This is a genomic window from Gordonia sp. CPCC 206044 (assembly GCF_048537895.1).
Lineage (GTDB): Bacteria > Actinomycetota > Actinomycetes > Mycobacteriales > Mycobacteriaceae > Gordonia.
In genome coordinates, this window is record NZ_JBCLVL010000009.1 from 178,970 (window position 1) to 204,640 (window position 25,671).

Consider the following 25,671-nt stretch of genomic DNA (forward strand, 5'->3'; position numbering starts at 1 on the left):
TCTTCGATCAGAACTCGAGGAGGTTGTCCCGGAAGTGATCGAAGCTGTATTCCTCGCGAACCAGCCCGCGCCGCTGGAGCGCAGGTGTCAGCCCGTCGGCGATCTCGCTGATGTAGCGCCGGTTGAGGTCGTGGTTCGCGATCAGGAAACCGTCACCACCGACCTCCTGCATGACCTCGTCCATCTGTGCGGCGATGGTGTCGGGTGAACCGACGAACTCGAAGTTGCCCAGGCCTTTGTTGAGAATCTGCCGGGGAGTCTTACCGCGTGACTGGACGATCAACTGTTGGTGCCCGTTCGTGGTCGCATCTTCAGGGATCTTCTCGTCGATTCCCCACTGGGAGAAGTCGATCCCGGAATGGCGTGACAGGTGAAGGAGCCCGAGCTCCGGATGCTCCTCGGCGAACGCGACCTGCCGCGCCTGCTTGTCCTGTGCTTCGGAATCGGTTTCGCCGAGCACTGGTGAAACGAGGAACAGCACCTTGGCGTCGTCGGGATCTCTACCGGCCTCCACCGCCATCGCACGCACGTCGTCGCGGAAAGTCTTCATCGCTGCGGGCCCGCCTTCGACGCCACAGATGATCGCATTCGCGGAGCCGGCAGCGAACTGCTTTCCGCGAGGGGAGCCACCCGCTTGCACGAAGGTCGGCCGTCCCTGCGGTGACCTCGGTGCATTGAGTGGACCTCGCGACTTGAAGAACTTTCCCTCGAAGTCGACTGTGTGAACCTTGGTGTGGTCGGCCCAGGTCTGTGTCTTCTCATCGAGCACCACAGCGTCCTCTTCCCAGGAGTCCCAGAGGCGGCACGCCAATTCGAAGAACTCGTCGGCGATGTCGTAGCGCTTGTCGTGTTCGATCTGGCTGTCGAGTCCGAAGTTCTGTGCCGACCGATGGCTGGAGCCCGTCACGATATTCCAGCCGGTCCGGCCTTGTGACATGTGGTCGAGTGTGTTGATCTTCCGCGCCAGAAGGTACGGGTGGTACTCGGTCACCGACAGTGTGGGGACGATTCCGATGTGGCGGGTGAAGTAGTTCATCAGAGGAGCGAGCACGCTGGGGTCCATCTTCGGTGTTGCCGTCGCGCTCTTCACATAGGCCTCGAAGCTCGACCCGTACGCGTCCGGTACGTAAGAAGAGTCCTCGATGATGATGAAATCGAATCGGGCTCTCTCCAGCGCCTGAGCCATGTCGATCCACATCTGTGGACTGGACCAGTCGACGCCGCCGCGTCCCGACCAGGTGCGACCCCACGACTTCACTCCGAAGCCATCTGCGCCGAACCACGCCAAGTGAAAGGGTTTCGCCGACATAAGCTGCCATACCTCCAGGTTTCTGGTCGGACCTGCCACTGCTGCCTGTCGCAGCACCCGCTCCGACTCACGTACGGATGACAGTAGGAAGAACCTGCTACGGCGCCGCTAGCATGCGATGAAGTAACAATTACGCCAGCAGAGATGGACAATGCGTGCAGGTCAGGCCGACCTGCGTGGTCGGTCCTCGGGTCGGGCGCCGGCGGCGGACTTCGCCGCCTGGACCGGCCGAACGAAGAACGGCCGGGGCCCTGTGAACCATGTCACTGGGCCCCGGCTCTGAGTCCCGTGCCGAACCGTTCGTTCAGAAATCGAGGAGGTTGTCCTTGAAGAACTTGTGCCGGTAGCCATCACGAGTCCGGCCCCGCCTTCTGAGTTCGGGAATCAGACCTGAGCAGATCTCGTCGATGTAGCGTCGGGTGTGCGGTGCTGCGAGAAACAGGAATCCATCGCCGCCGGTGTGCTCCATGATCGCTTCCATCTGATCGGCCACCGATCCAATGGTGCCCACCACCTGGGGACCGAGTTGTGCTCGTTCGGACAGCGACTGTCGCAGTGTTTTGCCCCTGTTTCGTTCCATCAGATCAGACAGGACGGATTGGTGCCCGTTGGTGACGAGGTCCTGTGGGAAAGGGGCATCGAGATCGAAAGCGCTGAAATCGATCTCGGTGACGGCTGCGGTCATCGCCAGTACGCGCTCGATGGCCAGGTCATCCTCCATACCGAACAAGTTCTGATGGAGGTCCCGCGCGTGCTGCTCTGAGTCGCCTATGACCGGGGACAGATGGAAGAGGACCTTGACATCATTCGGATCTCTGCCGAAACGCTCCGCACGGGAACGTATGTCGTCGCGATACTCTTTCATCTTGGGCAATAGCGGTTGCGTCACCACGATTGCGTTTGCGTTCCTCGCGGCGAAGTCCCTGCCCTTGTCCGACCCACCCGCCTGGCAGATGACCGGGTGCCCTTGTGGGCCCGAGGGCATGTTCAGCGGGCCGCGGACCGAGTGGTACTTGCCGACATGGTTGATCGGGCGGACTTTGGTGTGATCGGCATAGTGGCCGGTCTGCCGATCCATGACGATGGCATCCGGATCCCATGAATCCCATAGCGCTTTACAGACATCCATGAACTCTTGAGCCCGGTCGTATCGTTCGTCGTGGGGAGGGAGCGAGTCCATACCGTAGTTCTGCGCCGCGATGTCCTCAGACGACGTCACCACATTCCAACCCACCCTGCCACCGGTCAGATGATCCATGGTCGCCATCGCTCGCGCCAGGATGAAGGGCGGGTAGAACGATGTCGAACCAGTGGCAATGAGGCCGATGTGCCGAGTCTCTCGGGCAAGCATCGGCAAGAGCGGGAACGGATCGAGCTTGGGGGAATGCAGGCTGTGCTTGAGGTCCATCTCCGCTGAACCGCCCATTGCCTCGGCCACCATGGTCGAGTCCTCGAACATGACGAAGTCGAATCCGGCCCGCTCCATCTGCTGCACCATCGACACGTGATAGTCGCCGGTCAACCACTCGTCGCCGGTCCCACCGCCCCAAGGTGATCGCCACGATGGGGGAGTGAAAGACGTGAACCATGCCAGATGGAATCGTCTGGACATCAGGCCGCCACCTCTGCCCCGACGCCCATGTGTAGTCTGCTGATTCCGAAATGCCCAGCAAGCGTGGACGAGTCGTAGCTCGTTCGTGCCAGACCGCGCTCTTGCAGGATGGGCACCACGTCGGTGACGAAGTTCTCGATCGTGGGACCGATGTTGGGGGCGACCAGTGAGTAGCCGTCGCAGGCTCCGGCCTCGAACCATTCCTGCATCGTGTCGGCAACCCGCTCGGGAGTTCCTGTGGTGACGAACTGCATGTTCGCCAGACCGCCCACGTACGCGCGATAGGCGATCTCTTTGATGGACAGGCCCTCTTCTCTGCCCATTCGGGTGAACAGCGTTGCCTGACTGACACTGGCGGACATGACCTCCGGCAGATCGTCGAAAGGCAATGGTCCATCCGGGTCGTAGCGAGACAGGTCCCATTCAAGAAGTCCGGACAGGTGGCTGATCGTATCCGCACCCGTTGCGTGGAATTCGTCGAGCGTCCTGTGCAGCGCATCGGCTTCTGCCTGCGTTCGTCCGATGAACGGGGCGATGCCCAACATGACCTTGATCGAGTTCGGGTCTCGGCCGTAGGCGGCGGTCCGAGCTTTGATGTCGGCATAGAACTCTCGCGCGCGTTGCAGAGTGGAACCGCCCGCATAGATCGCATCGGCCCATCGTGCTGCCAGATCCCTTCCCTCGGACGATGACCCGGCCTGGACGATGATCGGCCGGTGCATCTGTGGCCTGCGGATGTCGAGCGCTGCCTCGACGTCGAAGAACCTGCCGCGATGCGTCACCAGTCGGGGTTGCTCGTCGTCGGTGCCGGCGGCCGCCCAGAGCTTCGTCACGACTTCGATGAATTCGTTCGACCGAACATACCGATCATCGTGAGGCAACTGATGAGCGCGGTTGAAGTTTCGTGCGGTCGCATCCCCGGACGACGCGACGTAATTGATACCCAGACGCGCTCCAGAGATGTGATCGGCAGAAGCGCCTCGACGGGCCACATCGAATGGTTCGTTGTAGCTTGTCGACAGCGTGGCGATGACACCGACGTGTGACGTCGCAGCGGTGATCGCCGATGCCATCTCCAACGGATCGACCCGGGTTCCGGTCACGCTGCTGTTGCCATAGCTGTGGACAGGAGTGTCCGCCATGAACGTCTGATCGAAGAAGCCTCGCTCCGCCCACTGCGCGCCGTGGATGTATGCACCGAGGTTGGGGATTGTCGAGACATCGGCAGCCGGGTGACGCCATGCTCCCGAATGTCGTCCGTACTCGGTGAGATTGAGACTGAGATGCATCATCGCGGTCATGCTGCGTTCCCTCCGTGTACGAACTTCTCTGCGATTCCCAGCGTGGCGGCCAATGTCGCTCCGGGGGCAATGGTCCCGGTGGCCCCGATCATCTCGACCGCGGCTGCCGCCTCAGTGGGGGACATGTAGAGCGCGACGCCCCCAAACGCGTGCTGACCGACGAGGGACGCTGCGTCTTCGGCGCAGAGTGTTCTCCGGTCGGGCGACAAATGCGCCGCGACGACGATCTCCGTCGTCGAATCCTCTCCTGACACGTGCAACGCGAGCTCCGTCACCGCTGCGTCGTCCTCGGCGATCACGATCGCGACGTCGACATAGCGACTGAGATACACAGCCTCGTCCTTCGAGGAGACCTCGGCGAACAGCACCGGGCGTCCTTGAGGCGAAGGGGGGACATCAAGCGGGCCCGCCACCCGAAACGACGTCGATCGATAATCGATGGGGCGAATTCTGCTGTCGTCCTTGAATGCTCCCGATTGCTTGTCGGGCTGTTGCGCGCCGTCCTCCCAACTGTTCCAGAGCTCCAGCGCGATCTCGGCGTACTCGGTCGAACGATGGAGCTCCTCGCCTCGCCCTGCCGCCGAACGCCATTCGTATGCTCCTGACTCGGAACTCGAAGGTGCGGTGCGCATCAGCCATCCCGATCGACCTCTCGACATGTGGTCGATCGTGGCCAATCGCCTCGCTGAGTGGTACGGAAAACCGAAGAGCGACGAGTTCTCTGCTACGACACCGATCGTGTCGGTGCGGGCGGCGACAGCGCCCGCCATGGTCGTCGACTCGAACGTGAGAAAACGGTCCTCGCCGTCGTGGGGATCGAGGAAACACACAGACGCCGCACCTGCCGCCTCCAGAGAGTTCGCGAGGTCGAGACCTTCGGTTACCGTGGTCGATGACATGGGTCGGACAAAGACTGATATGAACATTCAGTAGCCTCTTCCCTGATCAGAATGACAGCAGATTCTCGCGGAAACTGTTGAACTCGTAAGATTTACGTGTGAGTCCCCTCTTCTGGAGCTCTGGAACGAGCCCGTCGCAGATCTCAGCGATGTAGCGCCGCGAGTGATAGCTCTCCACCAGAAGGAAACCGTCGCCGCCGACCTCTTGCATCAATTCGTCCATGTCGCCGGCGACGGATTGCGCTGTTCCTGTCAGTGGGACGGTCTCCAGCGTGCGGTTGTACCGCAGGACATCACGGAGGATCTTGCCCTCCATCTGGCGCGCGCTGGACTGGTGGCCGTTCGTCTCGAGAGGAGGAATCGGCTCGTCGAGGTCGAACTTGGAGAAATCGATGCCGGTCGACCGGGAAAGAGCTGCCAATCCGAAGTCCACCTCGTGTTCAGCTGTGTCCCAACGATGTCGGCGACGTGCTTCCGCCGTCTCGAAGCTTTCGTCGATGATGGGCGAGATGAGAAAGAGGACCTTGATGCTGTCGGGATCGCGCCCGGCGGCGACTGCTTCGGCTCGGACGTCGGATCGGTAGGATTTCATGGCCTCGACACCGCGGGCGGCGCAGATGATCGTCTCGGCCCACTGGCCTGCGAACCGACGCCCCCGTTCTGACCCGCCTGCTTGGCAGATCACCGGCGAACGCTGAGGTGAAGGCGGTGAGGAAAGGGGCCCGCGCACGCGGTAGTACTTCCCCACGTGCTCGATCGGATGGACCTTCGACCCGTCGGCGAACACGCCACCTTCGAGATCGAGTACCAAGGCATCGTCGTCCCATCCGTTCCAGAGTCCGTGGCAGACATCCATGAACTCGTCGGCCATGTCGTAACGCTCGTCGTGGGGATACTGTCTGTCGCGGCCGTAGTTCTGCGCACCGCCGTCGTTCGATCCGGTCACGACGTTCCACCCGATGCGGCCATCCGAAACGTGGTCTAGGGTGTTGAACTTCCGCGCGAGCATGAACGGGTGGTACTCCGTCGTCGAGCACGTGACGACGACTCCGAGATTGTCGGTGGCGGCAGTCAGGAACGGCGCCAACACGGTCGGGTCAAGTTTCGGGGTGTCGACCGAATGACGCAGGTACGCGTCGTGGCTGCCCTGATATGTGTAGGGGACGTTCGAGGAGTCCTCGAGCATGATGTAGTCGAATCCGGAGCGTTCCATGGCTTGCGCAAGGTGTACTGCCATATCGGGTTTCGTGAATCGGTCCACTGACGACCCGGCCCACCGGTGCTTCCATGCCTTTGGGCCGAAGCCTTTCGAGTAAAACCATCCCAGATGGAACATGTCTGCCGGCATCTGTGTTGTCCGTCCTTCCTGTCGTGCATGACGAGGTGTCGCGCCGTGATCCACGACGGCAGCCATTCGCGAGCACGGCGATCATTTGAACTGCCACGCCGTACGTCGGGTGTCGTCATGCGTGTGATCGATGCAATCACCGGCTCGTATCCGGTGTGCAACCCGATCGTGAAGCGTTGATTGCGCCATCTGTGGCGCCCACCGTTGTGCTCTGGAACTGCGGCTGAGCGATGCGTGACAGCACGACGATGCGAGTCGATTCTGCGGATCTCGCAACCGATGGCTCTCCGGGACGGGCGGCCGAACGGATCACCAACTCGACCCTGAGTGCGAATCAACTATGGCGCAACATCACTCACGACCACGATGCCACTCGCGCCCCGTGGCCATCGCCAGGACGACGACACCTGCAAGTGCGGCGGCGAGTGCGGTGAGTACCAGGGTCGATTGGGACCGGGCGAGGATCAGTCCGCCGACGGTGGCGCCGCCGGCGATGCCCAGATTGAGCACGGTGATGACGATGCTGCCGGCGAGAGGTCGGAATCGCGGCGTGGACAGACGCAACACGTGGGCTTGCAGGATCGGCGGGAACGCGCCGATGGCCATGCCCCACAGCGCGATACCGGCGGTGAACACCGCGGTGTCGTCGGCGCCGATGCGCAGGGCGGCCAGACCGGCGGCCAGGAGCGCGGCGGCGCCGACGACCGATCCGGACGGATAACGGTCCGACGCCTTGCCGGAGAGTGCGACACCGAATCCACCCGCGATGCCGAAGATCAACAGCAACAACGGGATCGATGCGGTGTCGAGTCCGCCGAGGCCGGTGATGAGAACCGCGACGTAGGTGAATGCCGCGAAATGGCCCACCAACACGAGTCCGCCTCCGGCCACGGCCACCAGGACGGCAGGTGCACTGCGATCCCATGTGCCCGACGTCTGCGGTGCGCCGGTTTCGGGATCGGTGTGAGGCAGGATGAGCCAGAGCGCGACGGCGGTGGCCGCGAGCAGCACGGCGACCCCGGCGAACACTGCCCGCCAACCGATCACATCGGCCAGGAAGGCTCCCGCCGGCAGTCCGAGCAGTGTGGCGACAGTGGGCCCCGACAACACTATGGCCAACGAACGTCCGAGACGTTCCGGTTCGACGATCGAGGCGACATAGACGACGACCAGTGCCCAGAACAGCCCGTGCGCCCCTGCTGCGATCAGCCGCGCCACGAGCGCCATCGCGAACCCTGGGGCGAATGCGGTGGCCATGTTCGCGACCGCGGTGACCGCGAGCGCGCCGGTCAGCAGAATCGCGCGCGGAATCCGCAGAGTCGCCCGAACCAGCGGGATGCCGACGACCGCAATCGTGATCGCCCATGCACTCACCAGGACACCGACGGTGCTCTCGGCGACGCCGAGATCGCGGCTCATGGCCGGCAGGACGCCGGAGGGCAGCATCTCCCCGGTGACGGTCCACATGGTGGCCGCGGTCAGTACCGCGAGCGTCGGCCATAACCGGCGTCGTCGCAGCGTAGGTGGTGTGGAGGGGAGCGCTCGGCTGGTCATTCCGCTACGCTAAACATTGACATCAGTGTGAAGGTCAAGGCCGAATCGGCACACGCTTGTGGGCGCGAGTGGAGGACGGATGCGAATCGGAGAGTTGGCACGTCGGACCGGGGTCGCGCCGCGCATGCTGCGCTACTACGAGGCGCAAGAACTCCTCACACCGAGGCGCCGCTCCAACGGGTACCGCGAGTACGATCTCGCCGACGTCGATCGTGTCGAGATGATCCGAGACCTGAGCGCGTCGGGGGTGCCGACCCGATTCATCAAGATCGTCATCGAGCGGCAGGTCGGTGAGGTGGCCTGGACGAGTCGATGCGACGAGATCCTCGCGGGCATGGTCACCGACCAGATCGCCGATCTGGATGCCAAGATCCGATGCCTGAGCGCGAGCCGAGCGGCGCTCGCTCAGCTGCTCGAGGAATCCGGGACGCAAGCTTCCGTCGCGGCCGGCTGACCCCGGGGATGTCGTCGGGTGCTGGTCGGGCGGTTGCGTCCGTCCGGACCTCGCGGGCGAGCGGGTCCGCAGCGTTCTCGCTATCGAACATATGTGCGATACTGGCGGCGTGGGTATGCAGTCGATCGGCGGCGACAGCGGCCGGCCTCGGCGCCGTGCGTTTGTTCCCGCTGGGCACAGGGCGGTGCTCATCGACCTGGGCGCGTTGTTCCCGTCGGCCCCGCATTTCTCGGGGACGTATCACCCCGACGGCTTGCAGATCCGTTCGGTTCGACTCGGTGTGCTGACCGAGTGGGGAATCGATGAGTGGGGCGCGTGGTTCGGCAAGGTCTCCTACACCGTCGTCGCGAAGGGGCGCGAGGAGAAGGTGACCCACTGGGTGCCCGCGTGGGCCTTACGGCCGGCCGATACGCGGTGATCGGTGGCCGTGTGCGCCGACCTGTCACCGCGATGATCGCCGAGTGTCGGCCGGTCTGTCTGATCGCGATGCAATGTTCCTGTGCGATCGGCGGTCGGCGGTGCTGACAGTACGGATTCGTTTGCAGTGGAGGGTGTTTCGGATGCGGTGACCCGGTGGGTCGACGCGTCGGGAGTCGTCAGTGCGAGCCGCTGCGCAACGCCCGCCGATCGACCTTCCCCGGACCACGGGTGGGCAGCTCGGTCAGTTCGACGACCTCGCGTGGCGCGGCATACCGGTCGAGTCGTTCGGCGACTGCGGCCCGGATGCGGTCGGCATCGAGAGTGCCTGTGCCGGAAGGGACGACGAAGGCGGTGACCCGTTCACCGAGTCGATCGTCGGGGACTCCGACGACGGCACACTCGGCCACTGCGGGGTCCTCGACGATGATGGCCTCGACGACCTGCGGGACGATGGTCAGTCCGCCCGACGAGATGGCCTCGTCGGCGCGCCCGATGATCGACAGCACGCCGTCGTCGTCGACGGTGCCGAGATCGTCGGTGCGGAACCAGCCGGGCTCGGCGAATGCGGGATGCTCGGGGCGGTTGCGGTATCCGAGTGCGACCATGGGACCGCCCAGCAGGACGCGTCCGATGCCGTCGATGTCGGGATCGTCGATGCGGATCCGCACGCCGTCCAGCGGAATGCCGTCGTAGACGCATCCGCCCGCCGTCTCGCTCATGCCGTAGGTGCGGATGATCGGAATGCCCTCGTCGACGGCCCTGCGCAGCAACGGAATCGGCGTCACCGCGCCGCCGACGAGGAGGCCGTCGCATGTCCGGAGCGCGTGGACGGCGCGCGGTGAGTCGAGTGCCTTGATGAGTTGTGTCGGGACGAGCGAGGTGTAGCGACGTGGACCGTCGAGTGCGTCGAGCGCGGTGGCGAATCCTTCGGGGTCGAAACCGTTGCGCAGGTCGAGGATCGCAGGCGTGTGCCCCGCGGCCAGTGCGCGCAGCACCACCTGGAGTCCCGCGATGTGATGAGGTGCCAGAGCGAGTAGCCAGTTGCCTGTCCCGCCAAGGTGTTTCGCGGTGGCCAGACCAGACGAGGACAGTGTTGTCGGGGTGTGCTGGGCGCCTTTGGGTGTGCCGGTGCTGCCAGAGGTCGAGATGACGAGTGAGGTCTCGTCGCCGATCGGGTAGCCGACTGCCAAGGCATCGATCAGGGCGTCTGCGGCACGTCGATCGTCGGGCACGGGAACGAACGCCGACGTACCGTCGAGGATCGCTCGGAGCTCGTCACGATGATCGAGGAGTTCGGGTCCGGCGGGTAGTTCGAGTGCGCGCAGAGTCTTCAGGGCAGGTCTTCCTCGGGATCATCGTCGGGTGTCGACGGATTGTCGGTTGCTGTCGCGGGATTGTCGGTTGCCGTCGGCGGATCATCGGTTGCCGTCGGATAGGACGGGGGAGTGGTGGTGGGCGCGGACGGAGGATCGAGCGGGGCGTCGTCGAATGGCCAACCGGTCGACTCCAGACGGCGTCGAACGCGCGCAACGTCGGCTTCGTGCGGCAGTTCGTGGGTGACCTTGGAGATCATCACGCCGGCATCGATCTTGGAGATCGGCTCGGGCGGGGGCGCGGAGCTGCGGATCAGGTCGGCCGAGACCTCCTCGACCTCGTCCTCGGACAATTGGCGACGTAGGAGCGCGACCAGCGGGATGTAATCGTCCTGGGGGACCCCGTCGGGATAGCCGGCGCGGAGCCACTCGATGATCCTGACGAGGAACTGTGGCCGATCCACCACCTTGATTCACCCCAGCTCGTTCATTCGGATATTCGTCGATCCTGACCGCGATTGTATGCGGTCCGGCGCCGGGCCTCGTGGGGCCAGACGCCGGACCGGGACGCTGTGCGGCAGGTTCAGGATGCCGACGGTGGGGTGGCCAGTGGCCAGCCCGCGGACGCGAGTCGACCCGCGACCTGGTTGATCTCACCTTTGGTCGGCTGCTCGGCGGTCACCTTGGCGATCGCGTCGTGGATCTGCTGTTCGGTGAGCGGCTCGTCGATGCCGTGGTCGCGGGCCAGACGCAGGACGACATCGGTCACCTGCTCTTCGTCGAGCGACTGGATCAGCAGGGCGAGCAACGGCGGAAAGTCCGTGGGCGGGATGCCTTCCGGGTAGCCGGTGCGGATCCAGTTGACGGCGCTCTCGAACAGCGAAGGGTTACCCATGCCTGCCTTTCGGTGCGAGGTCGGCGACTGGGTCACTTGTAGGCCCAGTCCGGGAAGATCTGGATGTCGGTGTAGTAGAGGAGGGTCTGGCGGGTCACCCAGAGCAGCCCGAGGACGATCGCGGCGATCACCACCGCGAAGAAGAAGTAGCCGAGCGCGCGGAGAGCGGGGTTCGGTGGGGAGACGGTCCCGTCGGCCTGGGTGGCTCCGGCCCCGTCGGCGCGAAACCGTAGGCCCAGCGCGAACAGAGCCGGTAGGCCTGCACCGAACACGAGTCCGATGACCAGGACCTTGATGATCGATTCGAGGATGTCCATCGTTGTGGTGTCCCTTCAGATCACGCGACCGCGGACGGCTTGGGCGCGTCCTCGAGCGTGGCGGGGACGATCGAGTCGCTCTCCTCGTCCCAATCGGCGTTGACGTTGTGGGAGTCGATCTTGTTCTGCTGTGCCCGCCAGTACATGTACGCCGAGGCGGCGACGAGGACGGCGAAGATGACGATCGAGCCCACGACGTTGCCCATGAGGTGGGCGAGGAAGTAGCACCCGGCGCCGATCAGACCGGCAGCAGGCAGGGTGGTGACCCAGGCGACGACCATGCGTCCGGCGACCGCCCAGCGCACCTGAGCGCCCTTCTTGCCGACGCCGGAACCGAGGATCGAACCGGTCGCGACCTGCGTCGTCGACAACGCCATGCCGGCTGCGCTGGAGGTCAGGATGATCGCCGCCGACGAAGCCTCGGCCGCCATGCCCTGCGGAGACGAGATCTCCACCAGGCCCTTGCCCAGGGTGCGGATGATGCGCCAGCCGCCCAGGTAGGTGCCGAGTGCGATCGCCGCGGCACAGCTGAAGACCACCCAGAACGGGAGGCCGTGGCCGACCGACCCGGCGTCGAGATGACCGCTCGCGATCAAGGCGAGTGCGATGACACCCATCGTCTTCTGGGCGTCGCCGGTGCCGTGTGCCAACGAGACGAGAGACGCGGTCGCGATCTGGCCGGACCGGAAGCCGGCCTCCTTACGCCCCTCGGCGATCCGCTTGGTGATCGCGAAGACCATCCATGTGCCGCACGCGGCGACCAGGCAGGCGATGAACGGCGACGCCAGCGCCGGGATGAGGATCTTGGACAGGATGCCGTGCCAATTGACGCCGCTGGCCCCCAAGGCGGCGATCCCTGAACCGATCAGCCCGCCGAACAGTGCATGTGAGGAACTCGACGGCAGACCGAACAGCCACGTGATGAGGTTCCACAGGATGCCGCCGATGAGGCCGGCGAAAATGATCAGCAGGGCGGTCGTGGAGTTGAGACCGGCGATCAGGTCGCCCTTGTCTGCTCCCGACGTCTGTTGGATCTTGAGGACGTCCTTGGTGATGGTCGCGGCGACCTCCACCGAGAGGAACGCACCCACCAGGTTCAGAATGGCCGAAATCCCAACAGCGACCTTCGGCTTGAGTGCGCCGGTGGCGATCGACGTCGCCATGGCGTTGCCCGTGTCGTGAAATCCGTTGGTGAAGTCGAAGCCGAGTGCTGTGACGACCAGCAGCACCAGAATCAGCATCTCTCCGCTCATGCCGACAATCATGCGGCCCGGCGGGCGCCTGCACCTAAAAATCGGACATCGCAAAATACAGCTGTGACCTCGGTGTTTCCGGAGTAAATCCAGCTGTTCACCCAGAGTTCACATCAGCGACGGCAGTGTGTCACCGCCGGCTTCCGGGTCGTCGGCGACTGACACCCTGTGATGGCGACAAGCCCTGTGGAAGAATCCGCGACATGACTGCGATGACGCTGGGTATGCCGATCAATTACGCGGGCGACTTCCGCGAGACCATCAACAATCTTGCGGATTTCGAATCCGTTGGCGTGGATCGGATTGCGGTGCCCGAGGCCTACAGTTTCGATGCGGTGAGCCAGCTGGGCTACATCGCGGCCAAGACCGAGCGGATGCAGCTGCAGACGGCGATCCTGCCGATGTTCTCGAGGACGCCGACCAATCTCGCGATGACCGCCGCCGGGCTCGACTACATCAGCGACGGTCGCGCCGTGCTGGGTATCGGGGCATCGGGTCCGCAGGTGATCGAGGGCTTTCACGGGGTGAAGTACGACTTCCCCGTCGGCCGCGCACGTGAGCACGCCGAGATCTGCCGCATGGTGTGGCGTCGGGACAAGACCGAATTCCACGGCAAGCACTACACCCTGCCGCTCGACGAGGAACATGGTGGTTCCGGGCTCGGCAAAGCACTCAAGATCATCAATCATCCTGTGCGGGAGCGCATCCCGATGTTGCTCGCGGCGATCGGTCCCAAGAACACCGAGCTTGCTGCTGAGTTGTTCGAGGAGTTCCAGCCGATCCTGTTCCACCCCGAGCAGATCCAGGCCGCGTTCGGTGAGGCTCTGGCGGCGGGCAAGGCCAAGCGTGATCCGTCGCTCGGTGAGCTGGGCATCGTCGTCCAGTCGACGGCACGTATCTCCGATGACCCGGCCGAGATCGAGAAGGCCACGACACTGGTGCGTCACCATGCCGCCCTGTACATCGGCGGCATGGGTGCTCGCGGCAAGAACTTTTACAACACCCTGGCCCAGCGCTACGGCTACGTCGAGGAGGCGAAGCTGATCCAGGACCTCTACCTCGACGGCAAGAAGGCAGAGGCGGCCGCGGCGGTTCCCGAGGACCTGGTTCGGTCGATGTCGCTGATCGGTTCACGCTCGGAGGTCGCCGAGCGCGCCGACGCGTTCCGCTCCGCCGGGGTCACCTGCATCCTGGCCTCGCCGGTGGCCGAGACACACGCGGAGCGTCTCAAGGACATGGAGACGCTGCGGGCGATCTTCGGGGGCTGACCCACTGCATCCACAGCGTCGCCGTCGCGGCCAGGTTGTCCACAGATCCTGGTGACCGGCCGGAACGGTGATCGCTGTGGATGAGACTCGACCGCATGCACTTGCTCGGGGTGTTCAGCTGGGCCGAACTGATCAACATGGGTTGTCGGCGAGCCCAGATTCGCGCCCTGGTCAAGACGGGGGCTCTGAAACGCCTGCGTCACGGGTGGTATGCGACCGAGGGCGCGGACACCAAGGTGGTCGAGGCCGTTCGTCGGGGTGGGGTGCTGAGTTGTGCGTCGGCACTGCGTCAGCACGGAGTGTGGGTTCCGGAATCGGCGGCGACCTCGATCCACGTGCGCGGCAATCAACACGCGAACCGCACTCGTAACGACTTCTGTCAACAGTTCGGTCGCCCCGAGCCGGAAGTCGGCGCGATCGATCAGATCCCCATCGCGGTGCGGCATGCGTCTCGGTGTCTGACTCCCGAAGACTTTGTCGTCGTGTGCGATTCGATTCTCTTCCAACGCAAGATGGAGAAGGCGGATCTGCGTGGGCAGTTGTCGTCGGCGCCGGCTGCGGTGCGGCAACTGCTGGACTGGTGTGACGGTCATGCGGAATCGGGCACCGAGTCGATGGTGCGGTTCCGGCTCCGATCACGTCGGATCTCGGCGAAGGTGCAGGTCGAGATCGACGGTGTCGGTCGGGTCGATCTGTTGGTGGGGGATCGGTTGATCGTGGAGATCGATGGTGAGGAGTTTCATCGGACTGCCGAGCAGTTCGAGGAGGATCGTCGTCGGGATCGGGTGGCCGCTGAGTTGGGGTATCTGACGATCCGGTTGACCTACCGTGCGGTGGTCGATCAGTGGGTCGAGGTCGAAGAGCAGATCGTGTCGATCGTGCGTAGTGGGCGGCATCGTCGGCCGCGTCGGCGGGGTGGTGTGCATCAGCTACCCCAGGGGGAGTCGTTGGAGGGATAATCCTGACGTCTGCGGCTCCTGGTGTAGTTGGTGCTCGTCGGTAGTTGGTGTTTGTCGGGTCGGTATCTGGCGGATCAGTAGTAGTGGGGGAACGGGCCCCAGTCGGGGGAGCGCTTCTCCAGGAATGCGTCTCGTCCTTCGACGGCTTCGTCGGTCATGTACGCCAGGCGGGTGGCCGGACGGTCGAGTACCTGCTCTCGGGTCAGTCCGTTGTCGGGATCGACATTGACCGGTGGGTCCGTTGTCGGGATCGACATTGACCGGTCGGTCGGTTGTCGGGATCGACGTGACGGCCGGGTCGGCCGATGGGTGGAGGACGAGGAGCCGATCGCGAGTGGGCGGCATCGTCGGCCGCGTCGGCGGGGTGGTGTGCATCAGCTACCCCAGGGGGAGTCGTTGGAGGGATAATCCTGACGTCTGCGGCTCCTGGTGTAGCTGGTGCCCGTCGGTAGCTGGGTTTGTCGGGTCAGTAGTAGTAGGGGAAGTGGTCCCAGTCGGGGGAGCGCTTCTCCAGGAATGCGTCTCGTCCTTCGACGGCTTCGTCGGTCATGTAGGCCAGGCGGGTGGCCTCGCCGGCGAACACCTGCTGACCCATCAGGCCGTCGTCGGTGAGGTTGAACGCGAACTTCAGCATGCGCTGCGCCGTCGGCGACTTGCCGTTGATCTTGCGGCCCCACTCGATCGCGGTCTGTTCGAGCTCGGCGTGCGTGACCACCCGGTTCACCGCGCCCATCTGGTGCATGGTGTCGGCGTCGTATGCCTCACCGAGGAAGAAGATCTCGCGGGCGAACTTCTGCCCGACCTGTTTGGCCAGATAGGCGCTGCCGTATCCGGCGTCGAACGAACCCACGTCGGCGTCGGTCTGTTTGAACCGGGCGTGCTCGCGAGAGGCGAGGGTCAGGTCGCAGACCGCGTGCAACGAATGTCCGCCACCGGCGGCCCACCCGTTGACCACCGCGATGACGACCTTGGGCATCGTACGGATGAGTCGCTGGACCTCCAGGATGTGGAGCCGGCCGCCCTCGGCCTTCACCCGCGCCTCGTCGACGGTCTCGGACCCGGCGGCGGCCACGTCGGAATCGTGGCTGGTCGAGTACTGGTAGCCGGACCGACCCCGGATTCGTTGGTCGCCACCACTACAGAACGCCCAGCCGCCGTCCTTGGGACTGGGCCCGTTCCCGGTCAGCAGGACGGTGCCGACATCGGGTGTGCGCCGCGCGTGGTCGAGGACACGGTACAACTCGTCGACCGTGTGCGGACGGAATGCATTGCGGACTTCCGGGCGGTCGAAGGCGATGCGCACGATCCCGTGCTCGCGGTCGGTACCGACATGCCGGTGATAGGTGATGTCGGTCAGCTCGAAACCGGGAACGACGGCCCACTGCGCAGGCTCGAAGGGCTGGGGGGTCTCATCTGTGCTCACCCTGGTGAGGCTATCCCTGTGGGCCGGCCGGCGACGGCATCAGGTCGCCGGTTCCTGGCCGGTCGCGTTGGGCCTGCTTGGCGCCGTGATCGAGTTGTGTGTCGACCTGACCTTGTCGGTCGTGATGGGCGTGGTGCGCGGTGCCATCGAGTGGTGTGTCGATCCCAGCCGATCGGTCACGGAAGGCCTGGTTCGCGGTGCCATCAGGTCGTGGGTCGATCTCACCTGGCGGGTCGTGTTTGGCGCGGCTGGTGGCGTGATCGGGTTGTGGGTCGGCCTGAACTGGTCGGAAGGCCTGGTTCGCGGTGCCATCAGGTCGTGGATCGTTCTCACCTGACTGGTGCGTTGGGCGTGGTTGGTGGTGTCATCGGGTCGTGGTCAACCCGGCCTCGTCGGTCGCGTAACACCTGATCGGAACCTTCGCGGACAGGGTCGAGCCTGGCCGGGGCGCATGTCCCGATCGGGTGTTCTATACGGTTGGTCCATGAGTGATGGCGCCGTCAGTCCCGATACGTCCACCGAGGTCGAGGATCCGCACGAAGGTGGCTTCCGCGCGCACACCGCCATCACGACCGAACGCGGTGGTCCGCGGTACGGGGAGTTCAGCGAGCAGGTACGCACGCTGATGGACAACGTCCGGTACGCCTGCCCGTCGGCGGAACTGACCGACGAACTGATCGGCGAACTCGCTGCCATCAACGAGAAACTCGCTGCGGTGCGGATCGACGAGTGGCATTCACCGTCGGGTACCCGTATCGACCTGCCCGCCCGCGGCAACATCACCCTGCCGCCGTTCGAGGTCACCGAGGTCAACGACGACGGCGTCTTCGCGACGGTCACCTTCCGCGATTTCCACCTCGGCGGCAACGCGGCCGCGCACGGCGGTCAGGTCGCGGTGGCATTCGACGACCTCGGTGGTTACGCGTCGGCCGTGGCGATCCAGGGTGTCAGCCGCACCGCCTATCTCACGGTCCAGTACCGCTCCATCACCCCGCTCAACACGCCTCTGAAGTGCCGCACCTGGGCCGAGAAGGTCGAGGGGCGCAAGGTGTACATCAAGGGAACCCTGCACGACGGTGATCGGTTGTGCGCGGAACTCGATGCCCTGTTCATCAAGCTGAACCCGGGCCAGCAGTAGTCGTTCTCACCGTCCGCCGAAGCCCCTGTCGGCGGTGCGGCCGCTTGTAACGTTCTCGTCGTCGGCGTCTATCTCAGTGATAGTTCCGAGTGAGTCCGGCCTACGAGTGCAGGGGCGTCGATGACCAGATCGTCTGTGACCAGGACCCGTCTGATGCGACGCGTGGCGGCGGCGACCGGGTTCACCGCAGCACTGCTCGTCACCGGGCCGGTGGGACCGGCGTTCGCCGACGACACCGCAGCGCCGACCGCGAACTCGTCGACAGAGGCCGACCAGGACGCGGCGGCGGAAACATCGAACGACGTCGGCTCCTCGTCCGAGCCGGTCACGCCCGGGGACACCCACGAATCCGGGGTTCCCCAGACCGACGCGCCGGACGGCCCATCCACCGACGCGCCTGCCGCACCCTCGACCGACGTGGGCGCGCCCGAGTCCGACGTCACCGATCCCGGTGGGGCAGCGGACGGTTCCACCGGCGCGGAACAGGGCGCGACCACGCCCGATGCCCCCGGGACGCCTTCGGTGGAAACCCCAGAAGGCACCGAAGGTTCGAAAGATCAACCGTCGGAGGATGATTCGCTCGGTGAGACGCGTGAATCGTCCGACGCCTCCACCGGCGGTCCGGAGCGCAACGACGCCACCCGTGAACCGTCGGAGAATTCCGGTGACGGACCGGATCGGACCGACGGTGTCCACACATCGTCGACCGTGGACGTGAGATCTGCTCTGGTGCAGCATGATCTGGCGAGTTCGGGGGCGGTGATCCTCGACGTGGTCCGTGCGGTGACCACACCGCTCACGGAGTTCCTCCCGGCCGCACCGGGTGCCGATTCGGTCGTCTATCGGTTGACCCACGGCTCCGGCAAGGACGGCGTGATCATGCTCAACCAGAGCCTGGTGGTCGCCGGTGTCTTGAACCGACGTGGTCGAGACGACGGCGCCGATCATATCGGTCTTCTCGGTTCCACTGAGCGACAACAGCTCCGAGCACAGATGATTGCCGAGCAAGTGGTCGATCGGGTCGGCTTCGGGCAGCTGATCGACGCGATCATCGCGCCGTTCGTGTGGCGGGGGATCGATCCAGACAACCGCTACCTCGACCCGTCCGACTTCCAGGTCCTGATCGGCGACAACTACCGGATCGCCGACGCCGACGCGATCACCTACACCTACGACGAGGACGCCGACACCATCACCTTCACGAACACCGGCGACACCGACGTCGCGGTCATCGCGGTGGACCAGTACAACGTCGCACACGGGCAGGGCATCTACGTCGTACCGGCCGGCGGATCGACCACCATCGACGCCGCCGGGGCAATCTCGGGATATGTCGTGCAGGCCGAGCGTGATGCGGCGGGGCGCGCGATCATCTACGGAATGGTTGTGGTGCAGGATGATTCGACGCTGAGCTACAACTTCAACCCGTTCGGCGGCGCGATCCGCGACGCGGACGAGCCGATTGCCGACCCCGACGACGCGTTCTGGGACCCGGCCGACGGACTCGCCACCGGCATGTTGTGGCCGACCGATGCCGTCGGGCTCGACGGCGGCGACGACGGCGTCTACTACTCGACCGGCGCCGACGGCGTCACCGTCCACAACGACAGCGACCATCCAATTGCGATCACCGTCATGTCCGGCAGCACGTCGTCGTCGCTCCCGCAGACCGATTTCTACGTCGTGGAACCCGGTGGGTCGCGCACCATCGCGCTGGCGGTGGGCGACTACGCGGTCGCATCGGTTCAGGGCGAACGGATCACGACCGGGGCGCACGCCGGTACCGCACAGCTCTACGGTGCGTTTGTCGCCCAGGGAGGGCCGAACGGGGTGGTCGTCACCGACTATCCGGTGACCGTCGACGGGGAGTCGTCGCTGCCGGTGCACGTCTGATCGGTTGTGGCACTTCGTCGGCCGCCGGTGATGGATGGCCCAGCGGACCTGGTCTCAGCGCAGTTCGACGGCCTCGAGGGTGCAGCCGGCGCCCCGTAGGCGATCGGCGAGGACATCGCCGATGGCGGCGGCCGGGGTGAGGACGCCGGTACGGGGCGGCAGCGCGTCACGCTCGAGTGCCAGCGACAGTGCGCTCTCGCCGAGCATCATGGCGGTCGCCTTGTACCCCGGATCGCCCTGGGCGCGCATCTCTGACCGATAGCGTCGGCCGGTGGTGGTCGTGGTGTAGGTCTGCGTGACGAAAAAGCCTTTGTTCCTGGACTTCTCGTTGGGGCCCTCGCCGGGTTTGGGGAGGAGACGATCGAGTAGCCGGCGGGTCGGGCCGAAACTCATGGCGCCCAAGAAGACCCCGGTGCCGATGCCGACGATCCCGGCCGCCAGCGTCGAGACGCCGGGGATGCTGCCGACCGCCATCGTCTCCGCGTACCGGAAGTCCTTGCCGTAGGCGCCGTCGAGCAACGCATCGCTGCGGCGCACCACCCGAGTGTTGTAGGAGGCCATGAAGAACGGGGCGAGAGTGCCGCGCAGCGACGGGTCGACCTTGCGGGCGCTGATGATCCCGATGTCGCTGGGCTGCGACGACATGCTCACGCGCGGGGTGTCGCCAGGGGTGCCCGACAATGCCTGCGGATTCAACAGCAGGCGACGGGTCTCGGTGTCCTTGGCCTGTTCAGCGATCACGCGCATCGAGTCCACGGTGCCGCCGGAGACGCCGCCGCGCATGGCCTTCACGATCATCGTCGTGTCGGTCATCGTGCCGGCGTCGTCGTCGGTGACCTTCTTGTGGAGCAGGTATGCGCCGAGGTCGGAGGGCACCGAGTCGAAACCACACGAGTGCACGATGCGGGCACCCGTGGCGACCGCGGTGTCGTGGGCCTTCGCGATCGAATAGTGCACGAACGGCACCTCGCCGGTCAGATCGACATAGTCGGTGCCCGCTGACGCCGCGGCGACGACCAGTGCCTCGCCGTAGCGGAGGTAGGGCCCGACCGTGGTGCAGATGACGCGCGTCCGCGCGACCATCGCGTCCAGGGAGGCCGGTGACGAGGAGTCGGCGACGATCAGCGGCCAGTCGTGGGCGCGGGCGGGCAGACGTTTACGGGTGGCCGCGAGTTTGGTCTCCGACCGTCCGGCCAGGGCGACCTTGGTGCCACGTGGCGCATGGTCGGCCAGGTAGCGGGCGGTCAGTTCCCCGACGAAGCCGGTGACACCGAACACGACGACGTCGAACTCGCGGGCATTCTGTGATGCGGATCCCCCGTTCATGGGGTCGACTCTAGACATGCCTCCCGGCTGAGTCGAGGAGGGCCATGCGTGCTGGATACGGGCCGATGAGCCACCGGCAGGCAATATCGGCTCGGCGACGGCTCACGGGGGCGTTTCGGTCGATGTCGCGACGGTCCGGTCGGTCAGGGGATCTGTGCGACGCCCAGGTTCATCGCGCTGTAGGCCCGGGGCGTTCCGGGTTCGTAGAACTGATCCAGCGAGGTGACGCGGAGTCCTGCGTCGGTGAGGGAGGCGGGGATGTCGCGGGTCAGATGACAGCCGCCGGCAATCTTCTTCTGGAGCGGTTCGAGACGGCGCTGCCAGCGGCGCACGGGTTCGTCGGGGGCGCGGCCGTGTTCGAGGAAATGCACCGTGCCGCCCGGTTTGACGACACGTGCGACCTCGGCGAGGGCGGCGGGCAGGTCGGGGATCGTGCACATGGTGAAGGTGGTGAGCGCAGCGTCGAACGAATTGTCGTCGAACGGAAGGCGTTGGCCGTCGAGGCCCGCGCGATCGATCGGCACAGACGATGCGGCGACGCGTTTGCCCGCCAGTCGCCAGCCGCCGTCGGACGGCTCGATCGCAGCGATGCGTTCGACGGCTTCCGGGTAGACCTCGACGTTGAGCCCGGAGCCGAACCCGAGTTCGACGACGCTGCCCGAGAGCCCCTCGCAGGCCCGTCGTCGCAGGGGCGTCAACGCCGACATTCCGCAGGTCAGGTTGATCAGGTGGGGGAGGACGCGGTCGTCGTAGAAACCCATGTACGGATCCTGCGCCTTCGGCGTGACGGATGCCACTGTGACGATCGCGATGGCGGATCCGCGTCGGCGCACGTCCTAGTCTGGGAGGCATGAACCCCTCGACTCTGCAGGCGCGCGTGATCGTCGACGAGATGATCCGCTGTGGCGTGACCGAGGCGGTGTTGTGCCCCGGGTCGCGTAACGCACCGCTGGCGTTTGCGCTGCATGCCGCCGATGCTGCGGGCCGGTTGCGGCTGCACGTGCGCATCGACGAACGCTCCGCGGGGTACCTCGCCCTGGGTCTCGCCGTGTCGTCGCGCCGGCCGGTACCCATCCTGATGACCAGCGGTACCGCGGTCGCCAACATGAGCCCGGCGGTGTTCGAGGCCAACTACGCACGGGTCCCGCTCGTGGTGGTCAGTGCGAACCGGCCGTACGAATTGCTGGGGTCGGGAGCCAATCAGACCGTCGAACAGTTCGGCATCTTCGGCACGCAGGTGCGCGCGACGATCAGTCTCGGCCTGGCCGAGGAAGACTTGGACACCAACAGTCAATGGCGGTCGGCGGTCGGGCGCGTGCTGGCCGCCGCCCGTGGCGCACGGACCGGCAATGCGGGCCCGGTGCAGTTCGACATCCCGTTGCGCGAACCGCTGGTGCCCGATCCCGGATCGGATCCCGACGGCGATCTGGGATCCTTCTCGGGTCGGCCCGACGGGTTGCCCTGGACCCAGGCCCCCGTCGGGCGACTGGACGTGCCGATCCCCATCGATCTGTCGGTGGACACCGTGGTGGTGTCCGGGCATGGTGCGGGCGAGCACCCGGCCCTGGCGAACATCCCGACGGTGGCGGAACCGACTGCGCCGCATGCTCATACGCAATTGCATCCGCTGGCGCTCGACTCACTACGGCCCCGGCAGGCGATCATCTGCGGTCGGCCGACGTTGCATCGGGGTGTGTCACGTCTGCTCGCCGACCCCGACGTACGGGTCTACGCGCTGACCACCGGCCCGCGATGGCCGGACGTGTCCGGCAACGTCTACGCGACGGGCACCCGGGTGGAGGTGCTCGACGAACCGCGCGAAGAGTGGCTCAAGGAGTGCGCGCAGGTGCAGCAGCAGGTGCTGGCCGCGGTGGACACCGAACTCGACGGTCTGGATGTGACGACGGGACTGCACGTGGCGCGTGCGGTGAGTGCGGCCATGCGGCCGGGAGATCAGCTCGTCGTCGGCGCGAGCAACCCGATCCGTGATGTCGCGCTGGCAGGCCGGGTCACCGACGGTGTGCGCGTGTTGTCCAACCGTGGTGTCGCCGGTATCGACGGCACCAACTCGACCGCGATCGGGGCCGCGATGGCCCTCGACCGGACATCTCCGGGTGCGCGGACCGTGGCGTTGATGGGCGACCTCACCTTTCTGCACGACGCCACCGGGCTGATCATCGGCCCCGGCGAGCCCCGGCCGCGGTCGCTGCGCATCGTCGTCGCGAACGACGACGGTGGCGGCATCTTCGGGCTGCTCGAACAAGGCGATCCGCGTTTCGACGTCGATCGGTACGCCGGAGTGTACGAACGGATCTTCGGGACGCCGCATCGCACCGACCTCGCCTCGTTGTGCGCAGGGTTCCACCTGCCGCATCGTCGTGTGGAGTTGGGCGAGCTCTCGGGTGTTCTCGGCGAGGAGGCGCCGTCGGGCGGCGTCGAGGTGATCGAGGTGGTCACCGACCGGTCGGCGCTGCGCGAGGTACACGCCGCGATCAGTGCGAGGTTGGGGTAGCCGTCGGGGCACCCTGGTCTCGGCGCACGAGGCGGCGACCGGCGACGCGGCCGCGGTCGGGAGCCGAAGGTCGGCCAGCACCGAGAAGCGGGACCGACGACGATAAGGTGGTGCGCATGAATCCGACCATCCTGCGGCGCGTACAGATCGTGTTGCTGCTGGTCGGGCTGGTGGTCACGACGATGGCGCTCGTCATGGTGGCCGGATGCCACCGCAACGACGCGCAGATCGACGCGCACCGGGCGATCGTGATGGCCGATGTGGTGTCGGCCGATCGACTGCACGCGGCGGTCAACTTCCAGACGGCGGACGGGCAGTTCCACAGCCCTCGCCTGGGACTGCTGTATCCGACCGAGCTCACCCAGGGGCAGCGGATCAGCGTCGAATACGACGCCACCAACCCCGACCTCGCGCGGCCGGCCGGCCGCAGTTGGACGCTGGCGATCGTCCCGGCGATCTCGGTCGCCGTGATCGGGTGGATCATCGTCGGCCTGGTCATGGTCGCCCTCGCCGAGGTGAACCGGCGGCTGACCCGTCGGGCCGCGCAGCGCGAGTCGTCGTCGGCAACCGAGGACGAGTGGGGTGCGGCGTCCGAGGAGAACGACGATCAGGACGCGATCACCGAGCGGGAGTCGCCGGAGACCAGCAACGCCTGATCATCGGTGAGGAACCGTAACGTGTGGTCGGCCGCGTAGCGCTCGCCGATCTCGTCGATGACGTTCTTGCCGACGACGATGCCGTCGGCATGCGGGACCACCACCTCGTCGATCCACCCCAGTCCGGTGGTGTCGGACATGTCGGGGGCCACCTCGGGATCATCGAGCAGACCGAGTGGTCCGATGTCGGCGCCGACGACACCCGCGCCCGCGCTGGCGCCGATGTACGGCATGCCCGCGCGGACCCGATCGGTGAGCAGTCGATCGAAGCCGGTCCGGCGCAACACCGACAGCAGATGGAAGACGTTGCCACCCGAGACGAACACGACATCGGTGTCGTCGAGGCAGTGTGCCAGCCCGTCCGGACTCAGATGCTCGACGTGCACGTCGTCGACCGCATAACCGAAACCCCGCAGGGTGCGGCGATCGTAGTCGACCCAGGCGCGATCGGGATAGATCGACGACGCGGTGGGTACGAAGGCCAACCGAACCGGTTCGGCGGTGGTGCGGGAGGTGTGGGCCGCGACGAATGCCGGGACGGCGTCGAGCCAGCGGCTGACGAGCAGCAGTTCGGCCATGTGACCATTGTGCCCGCGTGGTGCGTGAGTTCACCCGAACTTCCCGGTGTCGTCACGTCCGACGACCACCGCGGACACGCCGGTCGGCGACACTGGCGCCATGCGGGTAGCGATCGTCGCAGAGAGTTTCCTGCCGCAGGTCAACGGAGTGGTCAATTCCGTACTGCGGGTCGTCGACCATCTCGAACGTACCGGGCACGAGGCGGTGGTGATCGCGCCGGACACGCCGCGCGGTGCGCCGAGCGCGCCCCGGATGGTCGGTCGGCGCACGCCGGTGCACCCGGTGCCGTCGGTGATGGTGCCGCGGGTGACATCGTTGCCGATCGGCGTCCCGACACCCGGCCTCTACCGGACACTGCGCGACGTCGAACCCGACGTGGTGCATCTGGCGTCGCCGTTCGTGGTCGGGCTGGCCGGCGCCGTGGCGGCCCGACGACTGGCCGTGCCGTCGGTGGCCGTGTTCCAGACCGACGTCGCCGGGTTCGCCGAGAGCTACGGGTTGGCGGTCACCTCCCGGTTGGCGTGGCGCTACACGCGGCGACTGCACGCGATGTGTGACCGGACGCTTGCCCCGTCCATGCAGACCATGAACATGCTTGCTGCCCACGGCATCCCACGTCTGTATCGGTGGGGACGCGGCGTGGATGTGGATCAGTTCGCCCCGCTGCACCGATCCGCGGACGTCCGCGCCGGGTGGGGTGCGACGGACCGTCTCGTCGTCGGGTACGTGGGTCGGCTGGCGCCGGAGAAGCATGTCGAGCGGCTGGCCTCACTGGGCTGTGACCCGACGATCCGGATCGTCATCGTCGGGGACGGGCCGGAGCGCCGACGCCTGGAGCAGCTGATGCCGCATGCCGTGTTCACCGGCGAACTGCGGGGCATCGAGCTCGCACGGGCGTACGCGTCCTTCGACGTGTTCGCCCATGCGGGCGAACACGAGACGTTCTGTCAGACCGTCCAGGAGGCGATGGCCAGCGGGCTGCCGGTGGTGGGCCCCGATGCCGGCGGGCCGCGGGACCTCGTGTCCCATTGCCGGACAGGCTATCTGCTGGAGCCTGGGGAGTTCGCCGATCGCCTGCCGTCGGTCGTCTCGGTGTTGCGCGACGACGATCTGCGGGCAGAGTTCGGGCGCGCAGGTCTGGCAGAGGTTCGTTCGCGCACGTGGCCGGTGATCTGCGAGGAACTGCTCGGCCACTATCGGGCGGTGAGCTCCGGCGGAGAGGCCATGCCGCTCGCGGGCTGA

At 65.7% G+C, this 25,671-nt stretch carries 23 protein-coding genes and 2 pseudogenes; 9 read left to right on the top strand and 16 right to left on the bottom strand.

Annotation, left to right across the window (positions count from 1 at the left end; translation table 11 throughout):
* Positions 1–7: 7 nt before the first annotated feature.
* From AAFP35_RS16220 to AAFP35_RS16245, 6 genes are all read right to left on the bottom strand, one after another.
* Complete coding sequence (locus AAFP35_RS16220) at positions 8–1,309, bottom strand: NtaA/DmoA family FMN-dependent monooxygenase (RefSeq protein ID WP_419222665.1); 1,302 nt, start codon at positions 1,307–1,309, stop codon at positions 8–10.
* A 304-nt stretch (positions 1,310–1,613) separates the two neighbouring features.
* The gene (locus tag AAFP35_RS16225; RefSeq protein WP_419222666.1) at positions 1,614–2,921 is read right to left on the bottom strand and encodes an NtaA/DmoA family FMN-dependent monooxygenase; all 1,308 of its coding nucleotides are present in this window, start codon (positions 2,919–2,921) and stop codon (positions 1,614–1,616) included.
* Positions 2,921–4,222: an NtaA/DmoA family FMN-dependent monooxygenase gene (locus AAFP35_RS16230; protein WP_419222667.1), complete on the bottom strand. Its 1,302-nt coding sequence runs from the start codon at positions 4,220–4,222 to the stop codon at positions 2,921–2,923. Before AAFP35_RS16230 ends, AAFP35_RS16225 begins: the two co-directional genes overlap by 1 nt.
* Complete coding sequence (locus AAFP35_RS16235) at positions 4,219–5,148, bottom strand: LLM class flavin-dependent oxidoreductase (RefSeq protein ID WP_419222668.1); 930 nt, start codon at positions 5,146–5,148, stop codon at positions 4,219–4,221. The genes AAFP35_RS16230 and AAFP35_RS16235 overlap by 4 nt, the downstream gene beginning before the upstream one ends.
* Positions 5,149–5,167: 19 nt before the next feature.
* Positions 5,168–6,469 carry an NtaA/DmoA family FMN-dependent monooxygenase gene (locus AAFP35_RS16240; protein WP_419222669.1) on the bottom strand — a complete coding sequence of 434 codons (1,302 nt, stop codon included), beginning with the start codon at positions 6,467–6,469 and terminating at the stop codon, positions 5,168–5,170.
* Between the two features lie 351 nt (positions 6,470–6,820).
* Complete coding sequence (locus AAFP35_RS16245) at positions 6,821–8,023, bottom strand: MFS transporter (protein WP_419222670.1); 1,203 nt, start codon at positions 8,021–8,023, stop codon at positions 6,821–6,823.
* A 79-nt stretch (positions 8,024–8,102) separates the two neighbouring features.
* Here AAFP35_RS16245 and AAFP35_RS16250 point away from each other — a divergent pair, with 79 nt between their 5' ends.
* Entirely contained in the window at positions 8,103–8,477 is a 375-nt protein-coding gene (locus AAFP35_RS16250; protein WP_419222671.1) for a MerR family transcriptional regulator, read from the top strand.
* 115 nt (positions 8,478–8,592) lie between these two features.
* Positions 8,593–8,895 carry a hypothetical protein gene (locus AAFP35_RS16255; protein WP_419222725.1) on the top strand — a complete coding sequence of 101 codons (303 nt, stop codon included), beginning with the start codon at positions 8,593–8,595 and terminating at the stop codon, positions 8,893–8,895.
* Positions 8,896–9,073: 178 nt separating this feature from the next.
* On the opposite strand, the gene menE is transcribed toward AAFP35_RS16255, so the two are convergent.
* The 5 genes and pseudogenes from menE to AAFP35_RS16280 form a co-directional block, all read right to left on the bottom strand.
* Positions 9,074–10,231 (bottom strand): o-succinylbenzoate--CoA ligase, encoded by a 1,158-nt coding sequence (menE, locus tag AAFP35_RS16260; RefSeq protein WP_419222726.1) that lies wholly within the window; start codon positions 10,229–10,231, stop codon positions 9,074–9,076.
* 128 nt (positions 10,232–10,359) lie between these two features.
* Positions 10,360–10,674: pseudogene (locus AAFP35_RS16265) on the bottom strand (DUF3349 domain-containing protein); the annotation flags it as partial.
* A gap of 119 nt (positions 10,675–10,793) precedes the next feature.
* The gene (locus tag AAFP35_RS16270) at positions 10,794–11,105 is read right to left on the bottom strand and encodes a DUF3349 domain-containing protein (RefSeq protein WP_419222672.1); all 312 of its coding nucleotides are present in this window, start codon (positions 11,103–11,105) and stop codon (positions 10,794–10,796) included.
* Positions 11,106–11,137: 32 nt separating this feature from the next.
* Positions 11,138–11,422 (bottom strand): hypothetical protein, encoded by a 285-nt coding sequence (locus AAFP35_RS16275; protein ID WP_419222673.1) that lies wholly within the window; start codon positions 11,420–11,422, stop codon positions 11,138–11,140.
* Between the two features lie 20 nt (positions 11,423–11,442).
* On the bottom strand, positions 11,443–12,675 hold the full coding sequence (locus AAFP35_RS16280; protein ID WP_419222674.1) for an anion permease: 1,233 nt from the start codon (positions 12,673–12,675) through the stop codon (positions 11,443–11,445).
* A gap of 203 nt (positions 12,676–12,878) precedes the next feature.
* On the opposite strand from AAFP35_RS16280, the gene AAFP35_RS16285 reads away from it, so the two are divergent.
* Both AAFP35_RS16285 and AAFP35_RS16290 read left to right on the top strand, forming a co-directional pair.
* Entirely contained in the window at positions 12,879–13,943 is a 1,065-nt protein-coding gene (locus tag AAFP35_RS16285) for an LLM class F420-dependent oxidoreductase (RefSeq protein WP_419222675.1), read from the top strand.
* Between the two features lie 95 nt (positions 13,944–14,038).
* Positions 14,039–14,902: a DUF559 domain-containing protein gene (locus tag AAFP35_RS16290; protein WP_419222676.1), complete on the top strand. Its 864-nt coding sequence runs from the start codon at positions 14,039–14,041 to the stop codon at positions 14,900–14,902.
* Positions 14,903–14,976: 74 nt separating this feature from the next.
* Here AAFP35_RS16290 and AAFP35_RS16295 read toward each other — a convergent pair.
* A pseudogene (locus tag AAFP35_RS16295) lies at positions 14,977–15,081 on the bottom strand (1,4-dihydroxy-2-naphthoyl-CoA synthase); the annotation flags it as partial.
* Between the two features lie 287 nt (positions 15,082–15,368).
* On the bottom strand, positions 15,369–16,325 hold the full coding sequence (locus tag AAFP35_RS16300) for a 1,4-dihydroxy-2-naphthoyl-CoA synthase (protein WP_419222677.1): 957 nt from the start codon (positions 16,323–16,325) through the stop codon (positions 15,369–15,371).
* Positions 16,326–16,809: 484 nt separating this feature from the next.
* On the opposite strand from AAFP35_RS16300, the gene AAFP35_RS16305 reads away from it, so the two are divergent.
* The gene (locus AAFP35_RS16305; RefSeq protein WP_419222678.1) at positions 16,810–17,463 is read left to right on the top strand and encodes a PaaI family thioesterase; all 654 of its coding nucleotides are present in this window, start codon (positions 16,810–16,812) and stop codon (positions 17,461–17,463) included.
* A 120-nt stretch (positions 17,464–17,583) separates the two neighbouring features.
* Entirely contained in the window at positions 17,584–19,356 is a 1,773-nt protein-coding gene (locus AAFP35_RS16310) for a hypothetical protein (protein WP_419222679.1), read from the top strand.
* Positions 19,357–19,410: 54 nt separating this feature from the next.
* Here the strand turns inward: AAFP35_RS16310 and AAFP35_RS16315 are convergent, their stop codons facing one another.
* Together AAFP35_RS16315 and AAFP35_RS16320 are read right to left on the bottom strand one after the other, a co-directional pair.
* On the bottom strand, positions 19,411–20,682 hold the full coding sequence (locus AAFP35_RS16315) for a saccharopine dehydrogenase family protein (protein ID WP_419222680.1): 1,272 nt from the start codon (positions 20,680–20,682) through the stop codon (positions 19,411–19,413).
* 143 nt (positions 20,683–20,825) lie between these two features.
* Positions 20,826–21,443: a class I SAM-dependent methyltransferase gene (locus tag AAFP35_RS16320; RefSeq protein WP_419222727.1), complete on the bottom strand. Its 618-nt coding sequence runs from the start codon at positions 21,441–21,443 to the stop codon at positions 20,826–20,828.
* An 89-nt stretch (positions 21,444–21,532) separates the two neighbouring features.
* Between AAFP35_RS16320 and menD the strand changes: the two genes are divergently transcribed.
* Together menD and AAFP35_RS16330 are read left to right on the top strand one after the other, a co-directional pair.
* A complete protein-coding gene (gene menD, locus AAFP35_RS16325; RefSeq protein ID WP_419222681.1) occupies positions 21,533–23,194 on the top strand; it encodes a 2-succinyl-5-enolpyruvyl-6-hydroxy-3-cyclohexene-1-carboxylic-acid synthase in 1,662 nt (553 codons plus the stop codon).
* Positions 23,195–23,310: 116 nt separating this feature from the next.
* The gene (locus tag AAFP35_RS16330; protein WP_419222682.1) at positions 23,311–23,850 is read left to right on the top strand and encodes a hypothetical protein; all 540 of its coding nucleotides are present in this window, start codon (positions 23,311–23,313) and stop codon (positions 23,848–23,850) included.
* On the opposite strand, the gene AAFP35_RS16335 is transcribed toward AAFP35_RS16330, so the two are convergent.
* On the bottom strand, positions 23,802–24,428 hold the full coding sequence (locus AAFP35_RS16335; protein ID WP_419222683.1) for a Type 1 glutamine amidotransferase-like domain-containing protein: 627 nt from the start codon (positions 24,426–24,428) through the stop codon (positions 23,802–23,804). The genes AAFP35_RS16330 and AAFP35_RS16335 overlap by 49 nt on opposite strands.
* A gap of 100 nt (positions 24,429–24,528) precedes the next feature.
* Between AAFP35_RS16335 and AAFP35_RS16340 the strand changes: the two genes are divergently transcribed.
* Positions 24,529–25,671, top strand: a complete 1,143-nt coding sequence (locus AAFP35_RS16340; RefSeq protein ID WP_419222684.1) for a glycosyltransferase family 4 protein — start codon at positions 24,529–24,531, stop codon at positions 25,669–25,671.